Here is a 14,336-nt window from a genome sequence, read left to right as displayed (position 1 = left end):
GACCAGCGGAATGACGTTTTCGCCATCACAAACTGCAAAAAATGAGGCTTCCTCACCTTTGAGGAATTCCTCGATCACGATTTCCGCACCGGCGTCGCCAAATTTGCCGCCGACCATGCATTCTTCGATGGCAGCAAAGGCTTCGTCATTTGTCATACAAATGGTCACACCCTTGCCGGCTGCCAGACCATCGGTCTTGACGACAATCGGTGCGCCCTGCTTTTCAACAAAGGCCTTGGCGTCCTTGGGATCGGTGAAACGGCCATAGGCCGCAGTCGGCACACCGAACTTTGCCACCATGTCCTTCATGAAGCCCTTGGAACCTTCAAGCTGGGCCGCGGCCTTTGAGCAGCCAAAGGATTTGATGCCTTCTTCGTCCAGCGCATCGACAAGGCCAGCAACCAGCGGGGCTTCCGGGCCGACAACGACCAGATCAACTGCGTTGTCCTTGGCGAATTTTACCAGACCATCGAGGTCGCTATCGGAAATCGCAACGCATTCGGCCGAATCCGCGATGCCGGCATTGCCCGGTGCGCACCACAATTTGGAGATGCGCGGGCTGCGCGCAATCGCCCAGCACAGCGCGTGTTCACGTCCGCCGCCGCCAACGACCAGAACCTTCATGACTTTATCCTTCGACTTGTCCGATTGCTTGATGGTCCATGCGTGATGAACTAGGCTAGACCCAATTGCCACCCCGCAAAATTATTAGGCGGGCTTTTAGCATAAAGTACCCTTGATGACGCAAGATTTGTTCGACCCTTATGCCCCGGTTCCCGAAACGCCAGTAAAATCGGGAAATACGCCCGAATTTTCGGTTTCCGACCTGTCAAACGCGCTGAAACGGACTGTTGAGGATGCCTTTTCGTTCGTGCGGGTGCGCGGCGAAATTTCCGGGTTCAAACGGGCCAGCAGTGGGCACATGTATCTTGCGCTCAAGGATGACAAGGCGGTGCTCGATGGCGTGTGCTGGCGCGGGCAGGCAGCCAAGCTTGGCCTTGTGCCCGAAGACGGTATGGAAGTCATCGTCACCGGGCGGCTGACGACTTTCCCGGGTCGGTCGAAATACCAGATCGTGATCGAGACGATGGAAGTGGCAGGCGAAGGCGCGCTTCTAAAACTTCTGGAAGAACGCAAAAAGAAACTCGCCGCCGAAGGCCTTTTTGAGGCTGATCGCAAAAAGCCGATCCCGTTTCTGCCCGATGTTATCGGCATTGTTACGTCGCCAACCGGGGCGGTGATCCGCGATATCATGCATCGTCTGCGCGATCGTTTCCCGCGCCGGGTTTTGCTGTGGCCCGTTCTTGTGCAGGGGCAGGGGGCGGCTGATCAGGTGGCCGAAGCGGTTCGGGGATTTAATGATCTTCTGCCCTATGGCCAGATCCCGCGCCCCGATGTGCTGATTGTTGCGCGCGGTGGCGGGTCACTTGAAGATTTGTGGTCGTTTAACGAGGAAGTCGTTGCTCGTGCGGTGGCAGAATCTGATATTCCGGTGATATCGGCCGTCGGGCATGAAACTGACACCACCCTGATTGATTTTGTTTCCGATCTACGCGCCCCAACTCCAACCGGGGCGGCGGAAAAGGCCGTGCCGGTGCGAAGCGAACTGATCGGGCAGGTCGAGGAAGATGGTCTGCGTCTGGCGCAGGCTGTGCGGCGTTTGGGTGTTGAAAAGAAAACAGCCCTTGAAAGTCTGGCGCGCGGTTTGGGGGACCCCAAGCGCATGCTCGAAGAACGCAGTCAGACCCTTGATAACTGGGCAGATCGCCTGCCACGCGCAGCGGTCAATGTTACGCAACAGGCACGCGCACTCTTGAATGAAGCCAGTACACGATTGGTTAGCCCGCGCGAACAGCTTTCCGAAAAACGCGGGCGTCTGGAAAATGCGGCCCTTCGTCTCGATGGTGCGATGAAATCGGCCCTGCAGATGCAGCAATCACGTCTTGATCGGGCAAGTGCCGGTCTGCGCCCCAGCGATGCAAAACGCGATATCGCACGCGCCGACAAGCAGATCATTGATCTGGCCAGCCGTCTGCAGGGGGCAGTTCGAAATACCCTGACGCGCGAGGCCGAGGGACTGGCGCGTTATGACCGGCTTCTGGAAAGCTATTCCTATCGCAATGTACTTAAACGCGGGTTTGCGGTGGTGCGCGATGGCGCAGGCAATCTGATCGGCAAGTCTGCCGATATCGTTGCGGGCGAGGGCTATGATCTTGAAATGGGCGATGGTGTTGCGCGGGTAACTGCGGGCGAGGGCGTCGACGTCAAACCCGTATCTGAAACGGGTGGAGGCTTGCCAGAAGCGAGTACTGAGCCATCCGCCGAACTGGCTGTAGCGAAGACCGAAAAGCCGGCCAAGCCAAAACCGGCAAAGAAGAAAAGTCCGCGTCCCCAGGACGATGACAGGCAAGGGAGCCTTCTGTAATGCGTAAGACCATTTCCGTCATGCTGGCCGCTGCGGGGCTTTTGATGGTTGGGGTTTCTGCCGAGGCGGCAGAGCCCACCTATCAGGGACAGTTTGTTCAGGGCGGGATTGTGTTCGGGCAAACGGACGCCGGATCGGAAGTGCTGCTGGATGATGTGGCGATTGACACAATCGCACCCGATGGCCGGTTTGTTCTGGGCTTCCCGCGCGATTACGAAGGCCCGGCACGCATCAGCATTCAGCATGCCGATGGCAGCATCGAAGCATTCAGCTACGAGATCGGTGACCGCGAATTTAACATTCAGCGGATTGATGGCCTTGCGCCGAAAATGGTCAACCCTGACCCTGAGGTCATCAGCCGCATTCAGGATGATTCGCGTCAGGCCCGCGAAGCGCGGACCGAACGCTTTACCGAGAATTTCCTCGAAAAAGGTTTCATCTGGCCGGCAGTTGGTCCGATCAGCGGTGTTTACGGATCGCAACGGATTTTAAATGGCGAGCCGCGCGCGCCGCATTGGGGGGTTGATATCGCCCTTCCGACCGGAAGCCCGGTCGTGGCCCCGGCCGATGGGATCGTTACCCTTGCGCACCCGGATATGTATTTTTCCGGTGCGACGCTGTTTATCGACCATGGCCTTGGCGTGGTGTCGGCCTTTCTGCATCTGTCCGAAATTGATGTTCAGGTCGGTGATGTGGTTCGGCAGGGTGATCTGATCGGCAAGATCGGTGAATCCGGTCGTGCGACCGGCCCGCATCTTGATTGGCGGGTCAATGTCGGAGCCGCGCGGGTTGATGCCCAGTTGCTGGTTCCACCCATGGAAGAAGCACAAAAGACGGCAAACGCCAATAACTGACGGGAAAGCAGGATCATGAAAACCCACGGGGCCGTTGCCGCAGGACATTCTGTTACAGCAAGTGCGGCGGCCCGTGTGCTTGAAGAAGGCGGTAACGCCTTTGACGCGGTGATTGCCGCGATGTGGGCGGCCTGTGTGGCGGAACCGGTTCTGGCATCTCTTGGCGGTGGCGGGTTTGTCATGGCTAGGCCCGCCGGTGAAACGCCACGGCTTTATGATTTCTTTGTCGAAACCCCGCTTGAAAAACGATCGCGTGAAAACCTTGAATTTGAAAGCCGCCTTGCGACTTTTGCCGGTGGTGTGACGCAGGAATTTCATGCCGGCTATGGATCGGTTGCGACACCGGGTGTGGTGGCGGGATTGTTTGCCGTTCATGACGATCTGGCCAAACTGCCGATGGCGAACTTGGCCGAGCCGGCGATCGAGGCCGCAAAGGTTGGCGTGAAACTTGATGCGTTTCAGCGCTATGTCATGGGCATTGTCGAGCCGCTTCTGGCGTTTTCGCCAGACAGTCGTCAGGTGTTCGGCAAGGCGGGAAAAACTGATCCGAACAGTTTTGAGTTGCTGGATGCCGGTGTGATCCATCGTCAGCCCGATCTGGCCGATAGTATTGCCTATTTGGTCAAAAGCGGGGCGGACGGGTTTTATCAGGGCGACCTTGGTGCCAAGCTTGCTGCTGAATGTGCTGAACATGGTGGCTACCTGACAGAACAGGACCTTGCCAGCTATCGCGTGCTGGTGCGTGATCCCCTTTTGATAACCGGGCGCAAAGGGCGGTTTGTGTTAAACCCGCCACCGGCTTCTGGCGGGGTTCTGGTCGGGTTTGGTCTGAAGCTTGCGCGGGAAATGGCACTGGGGGCGTTTGGTTCGGAACGCCATCTTGAGGCGATGTCTCGGATCATTCATGCCACCGGCCTTGCCCGTGGGGAGCATGGGGCAAGTCCCGTCATTCTTGGCGATGAACTGTGCGAACGGTATCGTTCGATGATTGGTGAACGCCCGCTTAGTCAACAGGGAACGACCCATATTTCCGTCGTCGATGCGGATGGCAACCTTGCCGCTGCGACCATCTCAAACGGATCGTCATCGGGCCGTGTTGTGCCCGGGACCGGGATCATGATGAACAACATGCTGGGCGAAGCCGATCTTTCACCGGACGGTTTTCATAACTGGCCATGTGGGGTTCGGATGACCTCGATGATGACGCCAGCGCTTTATCTTGGCGAAGACGGGGCGTCGGTTGCGCTTGGTTCGGGGGGGTCAAACCGGATCCGCTCGACCATGTTGCAGGTGTTGCTCAATATCGATGCCTTTGACATGACCCTGCACGGGGCGATTTCTGCTCCGCGCATGCATGTCGAGGATGATCTTTTATCGGTTGAGCCCGGATTTGATGGGGCACTGCTTGATGGGCTAAGCCTTGCCAATCAGCATCGCTGGGATTGCGAAGACATGTTCTTTGGCGGGGTGCATGCCGCCAAGGTCAGTGGTGATGGGGATGGTCTTTCGGCGATTGGCGACGGGCGTCGCAATGGCCATCAGCTCATCGTGGGTCAGAGCGGAACGTGACCTATCTAAACCGCTGAACAACGGCAAAGATAAGCGAGAAGATTGCGACCAGAATGATGGCGACAGTGGCGATCAGAAGCGCCTGCTTGGTGCGGAGTTCATAGGCCTGCTTGCGCTCGACATAAACTATGACGTCGCGACGCAGCTGATCCATTTCCGGGGCGACATCAAGGCTGTTGAGATAAAGCTTGGCCCCTGCACGGGCCAGAAGGTCGTTTGTCTTGTTCATTTCACGGGTGAACAGGGCAAAGCGTTCCTCGGTATCGGCCAGATCATCAAGAAGGTTGGCATCATCCTGCCCGGCAGATGCGATGGTGATGGTGGTCCGGGTCAGATCGCGGGCATCAACCTCGACACATTCTGAGAGAGTCTTGCGCGGTTGGTCTGGTGTGCATTCGACTTGTCGGGTGCCGAATTCCTCAAGCGCACGCCTGAGATGCTCCTTGAGTTGCTGGTCCAGCTCGGAAATCCGCAACCGGATATCGCGCGCCGTATCACGAATGGTCGTATCATCTTGATCAAGCGCCATTGTTGGCCACGCAACAAAGAGCGACCCTGCAAGGATAAGGCACATAATGATCAGCAAGCGGCGCAAGAAAGGTGGGCTCCGAAGACGCGGTCGACAGTCGGTGGACCGTCAGTCTGCGTCAACAGGGTTCCTATTCGGTTAATGCGCCAATCAATTCATTTCGGTGCAACTTACTTCGGCCAGCGCCGATGCAGCCAAAGCCATTGTTCCGGTCGTTCGCGGATCCAGGACTCCATTGTGGCATTCACATCGGTCATGATTGCCTGAATATCGTCGTGGCGGTTGCCGGTTTTGGTGACTTCGAGTGCCGGATAGAACGTCACTCGGAAATGCGCGCCGTCAAGACGTTCGGCACGAATGGGGACGATTGGTGCATCATATTTAAGCGCGAACTGCGCCAGTGCCGGTGCGGTCATTGCGTCCCGGCCGAAAAATGGCACCGCAATGCCATCTGTCATCTTCTGGTCGACCAGCATGCAGGCATGGCCGCCATTCTTCAGATAGCGGGTCAGTTTGCGCGCACCATCCGGGCCTTTCTTGACCAGTTGACCGTTGAACATCTTGCGGGCGCGCATGAACAGGTTTTCAACCCATGGATTATCCGGTGCCCGATAGACGCTCATCATATCCATATCAAGGGCTTCGGCGATGCACATCGTTACTTCCCAGTTCCCGATGTGACCGGAAAAGAACAGGCCGGGTTTGTCGTCGGTTTTAGTCGCAAGGCCATTCTCAAGACCGACCACCTCGATCCGGGGACCACCCGGGCGCATCTTGTGCAGATGCGGAATTTCCGCAATCGAACGACCAAGATTGTCCCACATGCCGATGATGATCTGATCGATTTCTTCGGGGGATTTTTCCGGGAAGGCGGCAACCAGATTGTTGCGTGCCTTTTTGGTCTGGCCGACCTTGGGCCCAAGTGTGCGCAAAAGCCAGCCGCCAAAGGCCGATGCCATATCAATCGGCATAAGGGCAAACATCCAATAGGCCAAATATGCCCCAAAGCCCTGTAGTGGGTGAGACAGATATTTTTGGCGCATTTTGTAGAGTTTGCTGTTCTTATCCATTGGCAAGTACTGAGGTCACGATACGGGCAAGCTGATCAGGTGCGTCAAACACCAGACGAATGTCGAGACTGCTTATGCCGTCCCGCTCCGCCATTGGCAAGCGCATCAGGTCTTTTTGCGTGGTCACCAGTGTGGCATCAAGCTTTGTGGCGTCGGTGCGCAAGGTTGTCAGTTCCTCAGACGTGAAGGGATGATGGTCAGGGAAGTCACGGGTTTCGAGGACTTGTGCACCAGTCTGTTTCAGGCTTTCATAGAATTTGGATGGCCGCCCAATACCGGCAAAGGCCAGAACGCGGGCCTGACCGAATTCTGCCGCGTTGGTTGGTTCAATCGTCGCCCTTAACACAGGAACAGAAGCCGGAAGGTGGGTGATGAATTCCGGTGTCTGATAGCCAATCAGGATGATCGCGCGTACCTTTTCCAGACCACTGATCAGGGTTTCGCGCATCGGTCCGGCGGGCATGACGCGGCCATTGCCGATGCCATAGTTGCTGTCAATCACGGCAAAGCTGCAATCCTTGATCAGGGACGGGTTTTGCAAGCCGTCATCAAGAATGATCGCATCAGCACCTGCATCGCGGGCCATTTCCGCGCCCAATGCGCGGTTGCGTGAAATCCAGGCAGGGCCGTGCTGGGCAAGCAGTAGCGGTTCGTCGCCGACCTTGCTTGCGGTATCGGTGTTGGTATCAACCCGCTGCGGCCCTTCAAGGGATCCGCCATAGCCGCGGCTGACGAAATGCGGAGTGCGGCCAAGGTTTGTCAGCAGATCATAAAGCGCAACAGCGGTGGGGGTCTTTCCGGCACCGCCGACGGTGAAATTGCCAACGCAAAAGACAGGGCAGCCGGGATGACGTGGGGTGGTGGTCAGTTTGCGAAAACAGGCACCGGCCCGCCAAGCGGCCGAAAGCGGGCTAAGGAGTTTCGGGATGATACCGTCATGTTGCCAGAATTCCGGATCACGCATGATCCACCTCTTTGATATCCTTTTGCGCCATCAGGGGGCGCAGGGCATCCATGGTGTGATCGAGAACTTCGGCCTTGGAATTTGCATAATCCATTGAGGCCTTGGCGATTTTGCTGGTGGTTTCGGGTTCGCGCAAAAGGGCTGCAACCTGACGGGCAAGGTCATCGGCGTCTGCTGCCGGTCGGCAGGCCCCACAAGCCAGCATTTCACTGCTGATCGCGGCAAAGTTGCTCATATCCGGGCCATGCAGGATCGCACAGTTAAGTCGTGCCGGTTCAAGCGGGTTCTGACCACCACTGGCACAAAGCGTCTTGCCCATGAAGACAATCGGCGCAATGCGGTAAAACAGGCCAAGCTCACCCATGGTATCAGCAAGGTAGACATCGGTGCCCGGCGTGATGTCATGGCCAAGGCTGCGCCGAGATACCTGAAGACCCTGTGCAATCAGGTCTGCTTCAATATCATCGGCCCGATCGGGATGGCGCGGGACGATGATGGTCAAAACACCGTTGTGGTCCTTGGCGAGTTTCTTGTGCACTTCGCCGGCAATATGTTCTTCGCCCTTGAATGTGCTTGATGCCAGCCAGACCGGACGACTGCCGATCTGTTCCTGCAGCTTTGCCAGTTCGATCTCATCTGCGGGCAGTGGCGGAGCGGCAAACTTCAGATTGCCGACAGCCTGCACGGAACCTGCGCCAAGGCTCTCAAAGCGTGCCGTTTCGTCACTACTTTGGGTCAGGATCAGATCAAAGGCAGAGATCACCGGACGAATGAAGGATGGATAGCGGGAATAGCCCTTGAAACTCTTTTCCGAGATACGGCCGTTCAAAAGGGCCAGTTTGACGCCAGCCTTCTTTGCCTTGGTCAGAAGGTTGGGCCAGAAATCGCTTTCAAGCCACAGTGCGACATCAGGTTTCCAGTGATGCAGGAACCTTGCAACACAGACCTGCCGATCAATCGGAACAAACTGGTGAACAACGCCCTTGGGCAGGCGCGCATGCATCATGGTTGCCGATGTCACCGTACCGGTGGTGACCAGAATGGAAGCCGATGGGTAGCGGCGACGAATTTCGTCAATGACCGGCAGGGCCGAAAGGGATTCACCGACACTTGCGCCATGAATCCACACCAGATGGCCTTTCGGGCGGGCGGCACCAGGATGACCAAAGCGTTCGCCAATGCGGCCGGCATCTTCCTTGCCACGGTTCTTGCGGCGGTTGAGATAAAGGTTCACGGCCGGGCCGAGAAGACGGGTGGCTGCGCGATAGGCGTAAAACAGGCTCATGACCCGGTATCCCCCGCCGCCATGGCAGATCGCTTTTGCTTGGGCAATTCATCGGGCGCTGCTGGCGGGATTGGCTCAAGGCCGAGTTTGCTGTCGGTGTCCTGCGTCAGGCGTGTCAGCGCGTCTTCGAGTTCGATCCGCTTGGCTTCAAGACCAGCTTCGTCAAGTTTACGGTCAACAAAAACCGGCGCGCCCCAGTCAAACACACCGCGCGAAAAAGGCAGTGGCAGGACAAAGCGATCCCAGCTTTGAAAGACCTTGCGGCTGGATGCTGAATAGGTCAGCGGGAAGATTGGAACGCCAGCCATGCGGGCTGCCTGAATGACGCCGTCAGAGGCACGCATACGCGGTCCACGCGGGCCATCCGGGGTCATGCCGACAACATCACCTGCCTTAAGCGCCTTGAGGATCTGGCGAAGTGCGGCGGCACCACCTTTGCCAACACCGGTCGATCCGGCGATGGTATCAATTCCGAAATAGGCAACAGTGCGTGAAATAATCTCGCCGTCGCGATGCGATGAAATCAGCATGCGGAACGGATGATCACCACCGACCGAGCGCCAGGTATAGGGCATCATCAAAAGACGCTGATGCCAGAAGGCAACGATGAACGGTTTGCCTTCTGCCAGATATTGCGCGGGCAAATCGCCACCATCAGTGCGCCAACGGCCGGTCAAACGCACAAGACGCACATAGCCAGCCGCAAGCCAGCACATGAAGCTGCGCATTGTGTCGCTTTTTATGATCCGTTTATGCCACTGCACGCCCGATTGTCCCGAAGTTGCCCGGATCAGTTTCCGTTTTCTTCCGAGAATTGCAAGTTATAGAGATGGGCGTAAGCCCCTCCCAGTTCGAGCAATTCTTCGTGTTTGCCCTGTTCGGTCACGCGACCGTTGCTGATCACGCAAATCTTGTCGGCATCAACGATGGTCGACAGACGGTGTGCAATCACAAGCGTGGTGCGCCCCTTCATCAGTTCGGACAACGCGCCCTGAATATGGCGTTCGGATTCCGTATCAAGGGCGGATGTGGCTTCGTCAAGCAACAGGATCGGTGCGTTTTTGAGCATCGCACGCGCAATGGCGATACGCTGACGCTGACCTCCGGAAAGCTTCACGCCATGCTCACCCACAATGGTGTCATAGCCATGTTCAAGCTGGCCGATGAAGTCATGGGCGGCGGCCTGTTTTGCGGCCTGCTCGATCTCCGCATCGGATGCACCGGCCCGGCCATAGGCGATGTTGGCACGTACGGTATCGTCAAACAGGGTGATTTCCTGACTGACGAGGGCGGTAGCCTTGCGCAGGCTTTCAAGCGTCACATTACGGATATCCTGACCATCAATGGTGATCGCACCCTGACTGATGTCATAGAAACGCGGGATCAGGTTCAGGATGGTTGATTTACCAGCCCCTGACGGGCCGACAAGGGCCACGGTTTCACCCGCCTTGATATCGAGATCAATCTCGCGGAGTGCGGTGATTTCAGGGTTGTAGGAAAAGGCAACGTTCTTGAAGTTGATGTTGCCACCCGAAACCACAAGGTCCTTCGCATCCGGGGCGTCCTTGATTTCAGGTTCGATATCCAGAACCGTAAAGACACGCTGGGACGCGGCAAGACCCTGCTGCAAGGTGATGTTGATATTTGCCAGACGCTTGACCGGCTCATAGGCCAGAAGAAGGGCGGTGATAAAGGCAAAGAAGCTGCCCGGGTCACTCGCACCATCGATCACACGGCTGCCGCCATAAATGATGATTGCGGTAATCGCCGCACCACCAAGCGTTTCCATGATGGGGGACGACCGTGCGCTGACGGTCGATGCCTTGAAGCTCAGTTTGAAGACGGTTTCAACCAGCTTGCCCATGCGCGAACATTCATAGGGCTCCATACCATAGGCTTTCACGTGGCGAATGCCCTGGAAGGTTTGCTCAAGCAATGTGGCGAATTCGCCGATCTGTTGCTGGGTATTTGCCGACACCTTGCGCATGCGTTTACCAAGGCGCGCAATCGGATAGATCGCAGCGGGGAATACGGTAAATGCGATGATCGCAAGCAGCCAGTCCTTGTAGAACATCACACCAATCAGAACCGTGGCGGTCAGCAAGTCCTTGCCAAACCCGGTCAGCGAGTTTGAAACGGCTGCGCGCATTGCGGTGATATCATTGGTGAAACGCGTGATCAGCTTGCCGGTATTGGTGCTGTGGAAGAAGCCGATATCAAGCCGAATGACATGTTCATAAAGGCTGTTTTGCAGATCGGCCAGAATACGCCCGCCGACATAGCTCATCAGAACTGTCTGGCCATAGTTGGCAAAGCCCTTGAGTGCGAAGGATCCAAGAACAGCCGCCCCGACCGGCACAAGCATGTTTTCCTGCTTGCTGATGAAAACATCATTGATGATCGGATCCATCAAAAGCGCATAAAGGCCGGTCGCACCGGCCATCGCCGCCATACACAGAAGGGCAAGAAGGATCTTGCCGAAATAGGGTGCCACAGCATCCTGAACGATGCGTTTGACCAGCGGCCATGTGCCCCAATGTTCTGCGGTATGGTCGAGGGAATTCTTGGGCAATAATCTGTTCCTGATCTTCGAAGCCATTTCCACGTTGTATCAACGTGATACTATCTCTATGGATATGGCTGCAAAATATGATTTAAGTGCACGCGCTGTTGCTATCATGACCGGCCATAGGCGGCAAGCCGCAGCGCGCGTATTCGGGACACAAAATCGACTGTGCGTGCGGTGACCGCGCAGCGACATATAAGACAAATAAATGAACGAGCAACTCCACGCACTTGTCGAACATACCCTTGCCCAGGGCGTGGGTGCACGCGTTTTCCCGCTGCGCTGGGAGAACCGGCGCATCTGGGTCAAGCAATCGGTCCCGGCAAAGCACAAGGTCTGGCATCGTGTTCAACGCTTTGCCGCCAACATTACCGGCATTCCATTGCTGCGCCCGACTGTATCGCCGGGTGGGCAGGAAGGACTTGAGACCGAGGCAGCAACCTTGCGCAAGCTCACCACCCTTGGCGTGCTTGTGCCCGATCTGATTGATGTTGGCGAAAACTGGATTGCGATTGGCGATAATGGACGCATCTTGCAAAGCTGCATCGATGATGACGTGCAAAAGGGTGATGATGACGCCATTCGTGCCCATGTTGTCGCGGCGGGTACAGCACTCGCACGTTTGCACGGCGAAGGCATCGCACATGGCGCGCCGTTGTTGCGCAACATGACCCTGCGTGAAGATGGCCAGATCGGTTTTATCGATTTTGAAGAAGATCCGAACGCCCGCATGCCGCTGATTGACGCGCAGGCGCGTGATGTTTTGCTGTTTGTCTTTTCCATCCAGCGCGAATTCAAAAAACGCCCCGAACTGCTGCGTGCCGGCTGGCAGGCCTATGTGCAGGCCGCTGGTGAAGAGGCCCGGCAACTGGTGCCGCTGCGCAAGGTGATCCGGCTCTTGCGTCCGGTCTACCTGATACTTCGCCCGTTCCGGCGTTGGCTGGGTACGGATGCGCTTAACGGTCTTTGGGCCTACCGCACCTTGCGTAAAAGTCTTTATCGGTAGCCAAGTAGCCTATTGGGCTGGTTGCCCAATAGGTGCCTTGCCTGCGGTGGTGTCCGCATCATGATCCGGGGCAGCTGCCGCTGACGTTGCCGGACTGGCGTTTGCCGCGTCATCCAGTGAGATCCGGATGGCCTCAACCCCGTCAAACCCGCCGGAAAATGGTGCGAGATTGTGCAGGAACTGGTTGGCGGAGTTGCGCCAGCTATATTGTTCGGCCAGCGCTCGGGCATCTTCGCTTTTAAGACCCAGCGCGGCCAGAGCTGCTTCACGCAAGTCCGCGTCAATTGCACCGGCCTTGGTGCCACGCACGATGTCCGCGGGACCCTGAACCGGGAAGACGGCGACCGGGGTGCCCGATGCCAGTGCCTCAAGGATCACAAGGCCAAATGTGTCGGTCTTGCTTGGGAACACAAAGACGTCTGCCGAGGCAAAAGCGGAGGCAAGTTCCTCGCCAACCTTTTTACCCAGAAACTGCGCGTTGGGATATTTGCCCTTAAGCTCGGCCAGTTGCGGGCCATCGCCAACTACGAACTTTGTGCCGGGCAGGTCAAGATCAAGGAAATGGCCGATATTCTTTTCCACCGCCACACGGCCAACAAACAGCCAGTGCGGTTTCGGGAAATCGCCAAAGCTGGCCTTTGGCCGAGGGCGGAACAGATCAAGATCCACACCGCGCGACCAGATATGAAGGTTCGGGAAACCCCAGCCCGCCAGTTCTTGACGCAGGGTTTCGGTCGCCACCATCACCGATTGCGACTTGCCGTGGAAATGCTTCATGCCGCGATACAGGATCGAAAGCGGCAAACGCCAGCGGGCATGAATATATTCCGGGAAGCGCGTGTGATAGGCGGTTGAAAACGGAATGTTGTTTTTCAGGCAATAGGCACGGGCGGCCTGACCCAGCGGGCCTTCGGTTGATATGTGAATGGCAACCGGATGAAGGGCCTCGATCATCTTGGCCATTTTGCGTTTGGCAAACAGGGCCAGCCGGATTTCCGGATAGGTCGGGCAGGGGATGGTCTTGAACTGATCGGGCGAGATGACATGGACATCATGCCCCATCTCGCCCAGCTCGCCGCGTACGGTTTCAAGGGTACGGACAACACCGTTGACCTGCGGATACCAGGCATCGGTTACGATCAGTATTTTCATGCAGTCTTTCCAATCGGTGCATCATTGCCCTTTTTCGAAGAACCCGATGCAGAGTTGCCCGCGCTGTGGGCGGTACGGAACATGGAAATCAGTTTGCCAAGGCCAAGCGACGGTGCGCCAACGGCATCGTGGCCGGGGCTTGAATGGCTCATCGCCATCTGGCGCATTTCAGCCCAGTGCAGCAGTTCAAGCTTGCCATCCTTGTCTTCAACAAGAGCCGTGCAGCTTTCGACCCAGTCACCGTCATTGCAATACAGGACATTGCCGATCTCGCGTTTCTCCGCGTGATGGATATGCCCGCAGACAACACCATCCACCTTGCGTTTGGCAGCTTCGTGGGCGACGGCATTTTCGAAATTGCAGATGAACTGAACCGCGTTCTTGACCCGGTTCTTGAGATAGGCCGAAAGCGACCAGTACCCGTATCCGAGACGTCGGCGAATGCCGTTGAAATAGCGGTTAAGTGCGATGGCCAGATTGTAGGCCGTGTCACCAAGGTAAGCCAGCCACTTGGCATATTTGACGACCCCGTCAAATTCATCGCCGTGAATGACCAGAAGGCGCTTGCCATCGGCGGTGACGTGGATATCGTTCATTTTAACGTCGACATGGCCAAAGGTCATATCGACAAATTCGCGGGCGAATTCATCATGGTTTCCGGGGACGAAGATGACTTTGGCGCCATTCTTTGCCTTTTCCATGATTGTCGTGATTACGGCATGGTGGCTTTCCGGCCAGTACCAGCTTTTCTTGAGGCGCCAGCCGTCAATGATATCACCTACCAGATAATAGGTGTCTGCCGTTACTTCATTGAGGAAATCCAATAGAAGGTCTGCCTGACATCCACGTGTCCCCAGATGGACGTCCGAAATCCAGACCGTGCGGTAATGCGGTTGCAGCGTCATCGCTGTCATTG

Annotated in this window: 13 protein-coding genes; 4 read left to right on the top strand and 9 right to left on the bottom strand. The window is 56.7% G+C overall.

The features are described from left to right. A partial coding sequence (locus CMO10_RS19430) for a phosphoribosylamine--glycine ligase (protein ID WP_297025072.1) occupies positions 1 to 624 on the bottom strand: 624 nt, incomplete at its 3' end. Between the two features lie 115 nt (positions 625 to 739). Between CMO10_RS19430 and xseA the strand changes: the two genes are divergently transcribed. Genes xseA through CMO10_RS19415 form a run of 3 tightly spaced genes read left to right on the top strand, consistent with a single transcriptional unit; the run spans position 740 to position 4,848 of the window. Next, positions 740 to 2,425, top strand: a complete 1,686-nt coding sequence (xseA, locus tag CMO10_RS19425) for an exodeoxyribonuclease VII large subunit (RefSeq protein ID WP_297025070.1) — start codon at positions 740 to 742, stop codon at positions 2,423 to 2,425. After that, positions 2,425 to 3,279 carry a M23 family metallopeptidase gene (locus CMO10_RS19420; protein WP_297025068.1) on the top strand — a complete coding sequence of 285 codons (855 nt, stop codon included), beginning with the start codon at positions 2,425 to 2,427 and terminating at the stop codon, positions 3,277 to 3,279. Before xseA ends, CMO10_RS19420 begins: the two co-directional genes overlap by 1 nt. A gap of 15 nt (positions 3,280 to 3,294) precedes the next feature. Beyond that, positions 3,295 to 4,848, top strand: a complete 1,554-nt coding sequence (locus CMO10_RS19415; RefSeq protein WP_297025067.1) for a gamma-glutamyltransferase family protein — start codon at positions 3,295 to 3,297, stop codon at positions 4,846 to 4,848. A 1-nt stretch (position 4,849) separates the two neighbouring features. Here the strand turns inward: CMO10_RS19415 and CMO10_RS19410 are convergent, their stop codons facing one another. The 6 genes from CMO10_RS19410 to CMO10_RS19385 form a co-directional block, all read right to left on the bottom strand. Then, complete coding sequence (locus CMO10_RS19410; protein ID WP_297025065.1) at positions 4,850 to 5,377, bottom strand: hypothetical protein; 528 nt, start codon at positions 5,375 to 5,377, stop codon at positions 4,850 to 4,852. Positions 5,378 to 5,547: 170 nt separating this feature from the next. After that, positions 5,548 to 6,420 carry an LpxL/LpxP family acyltransferase gene (locus CMO10_RS19405; RefSeq protein WP_297025063.1) on the bottom strand — a complete coding sequence of 291 codons (873 nt, stop codon included), beginning with the start codon at positions 6,418 to 6,420 and terminating at the stop codon, positions 5,548 to 5,550. A gap of 19 nt (positions 6,421 to 6,439) precedes the next feature. Continuing rightward, positions 6,440 to 7,411: a tetraacyldisaccharide 4'-kinase gene (gene lpxK, locus CMO10_RS19400; RefSeq protein ID WP_297025060.1), complete on the bottom strand. Its 972-nt coding sequence runs from the start codon at positions 7,409 to 7,411 to the stop codon at positions 6,440 to 6,442. Further along, positions 7,404 to 8,696 carry a 3-deoxy-D-manno-octulosonic acid transferase gene (locus CMO10_RS19395; protein WP_297025050.1) on the bottom strand — a complete coding sequence of 431 codons (1,293 nt, stop codon included), beginning with the start codon at positions 8,694 to 8,696 and terminating at the stop codon, positions 7,404 to 7,406. The genes lpxK and CMO10_RS19395 overlap by 8 nt, the downstream gene beginning before the upstream one ends. Next, positions 8,693 to 9,424, bottom strand: a complete 732-nt coding sequence (locus CMO10_RS19390) for a lysophospholipid acyltransferase family protein (RefSeq protein ID WP_297025048.1) — start codon at positions 9,422 to 9,424, stop codon at positions 8,693 to 8,695. Before CMO10_RS19390 ends, CMO10_RS19395 begins: the two co-directional genes overlap by 4 nt. Positions 9,425 to 9,486: 62 nt before the next feature. Then, the gene (locus tag CMO10_RS19385; RefSeq protein ID WP_297025046.1) at positions 9,487 to 11,295 is read right to left on the bottom strand and encodes an ABC transporter ATP-binding protein; all 1,809 of its coding nucleotides are present in this window, start codon (positions 11,293 to 11,295) and stop codon (positions 9,487 to 9,489) included. A gap of 175 nt (positions 11,296 to 11,470) precedes the next feature. On the opposite strand from CMO10_RS19385, the gene CMO10_RS19380 reads away from it, so the two are divergent. Further along, positions 11,471 to 12,268 (top strand): BUD32 family EKC/KEOPS complex subunit, encoded by a 798-nt coding sequence (locus CMO10_RS19380; protein ID WP_297025045.1) that lies wholly within the window; start codon positions 11,471 to 11,473, stop codon positions 12,266 to 12,268. Positions 12,269 to 12,277: 9 nt separating this feature from the next. Here the strand turns inward: CMO10_RS19380 and CMO10_RS19375 are convergent, their stop codons facing one another. Both CMO10_RS19375 and CMO10_RS19370 read right to left on the bottom strand, forming a co-directional pair. Next, the gene (locus CMO10_RS19375; RefSeq protein ID WP_297025043.1) at positions 12,278 to 13,420 is read right to left on the bottom strand and encodes a glycosyltransferase family 4 protein; all 1,143 of its coding nucleotides are present in this window, start codon (positions 13,418 to 13,420) and stop codon (positions 12,278 to 12,280) included. Continuing rightward, positions 13,417 to 14,334 carry a UDP-2,3-diacylglucosamine diphosphatase gene (locus tag CMO10_RS19370; protein WP_297025041.1) on the bottom strand — a complete coding sequence of 306 codons (918 nt, stop codon included), beginning with the start codon at positions 14,332 to 14,334 and terminating at the stop codon, positions 13,417 to 13,419. Before CMO10_RS19370 ends, CMO10_RS19375 begins: the two co-directional genes overlap by 4 nt. Between the last annotated feature and the right edge of the window lie 2 nt (positions 14,335 to 14,336).

The sequence above is a fragment of the Thalassospira sp. genome, assembly GCF_002709775.1.
GTDB lineage: Bacteria > Pseudomonadota > Alphaproteobacteria > Rhodospirillales > Thalassospiraceae > Thalassospira.
The sequence above is the reverse complement of the archived record's forward strand: the minus strand, read 5'-3'. Positions and strand labels throughout refer to the sequence as shown.

What these genes read in the sequence shown, in the direction of transcription:
- CMO10_RS19410 (WP_297025065.1), bottom strand. Translation starts at nt 5,377, where the DNA reads ATGGCGCTTGATCAAGATGATACGACCATTCGTGATACGGCGCGCGAT.
- CMO10_RS19370 (WP_297025041.1), bottom strand. Translation starts at nt 14,334, where the DNA reads ATGACAGCGATGACGCTGCAACCGCATTACCGCACGGTCTGGATTTCG.
- CMO10_RS19375 (WP_297025043.1), bottom strand. Translation starts at nt 13,420, where the DNA reads ATGAAAATACTGATCGTAACCGATGCCTGGTATCCGCAGGTCAACGGT.
- CMO10_RS19390 (WP_297025048.1), bottom strand. Translation starts at nt 9,424, where the DNA reads ATGCGCAGCTTCATGTGCTGGCTTGCGGCTGGCTATGTGCGTCTTGTG.
- CMO10_RS19420 (WP_297025068.1), top strand. Translation starts at nt 2,425, where the DNA reads ATGCGTAAGACCATTTCCGTCATGCTGGCCGCTGCGGGGCTTTTGATG.
- CMO10_RS19415 (WP_297025067.1), top strand. Translation starts at nt 3,295, where the DNA reads ATGAAAACCCACGGGGCCGTTGCCGCAGGACATTCTGTTACAGCAAGT.
- lpxK (WP_297025060.1), bottom strand. Translation starts at nt 7,411, where the DNA reads ATGCGTGATCCGGAATTCTGGCAACATGACGGTATCATCCCGAAACTC.
- xseA (WP_297025070.1), top strand. Translation starts at nt 740, where the DNA reads ATGACGCAAGATTTGTTCGACCCTTATGCCCCGGTTCCCGAAACGCCA.
- CMO10_RS19380 (WP_297025045.1), top strand. Translation starts at nt 11,471, where the DNA reads ATGAACGAGCAACTCCACGCACTTGTCGAACATACCCTTGCCCAGGGC.
- CMO10_RS19405 (WP_297025063.1), bottom strand. Translation starts at nt 6,420, where the DNA reads ATGCGCCAAAAATATCTGTCTCACCCACTACAGGGCTTTGGGGCATAT.
- CMO10_RS19385 (WP_297025046.1), bottom strand. Translation starts at nt 11,295, where the DNA reads ATGGCTTCGAAGATCAGGAACAGATTATTGCCCAAGAATTCCCTCGAC.
- CMO10_RS19395 (WP_297025050.1), bottom strand. Translation starts at nt 8,696, where the DNA reads ATGAGCCTGTTTTACGCCTATCGCGCAGCCACCCGTCTTCTCGGCCCG.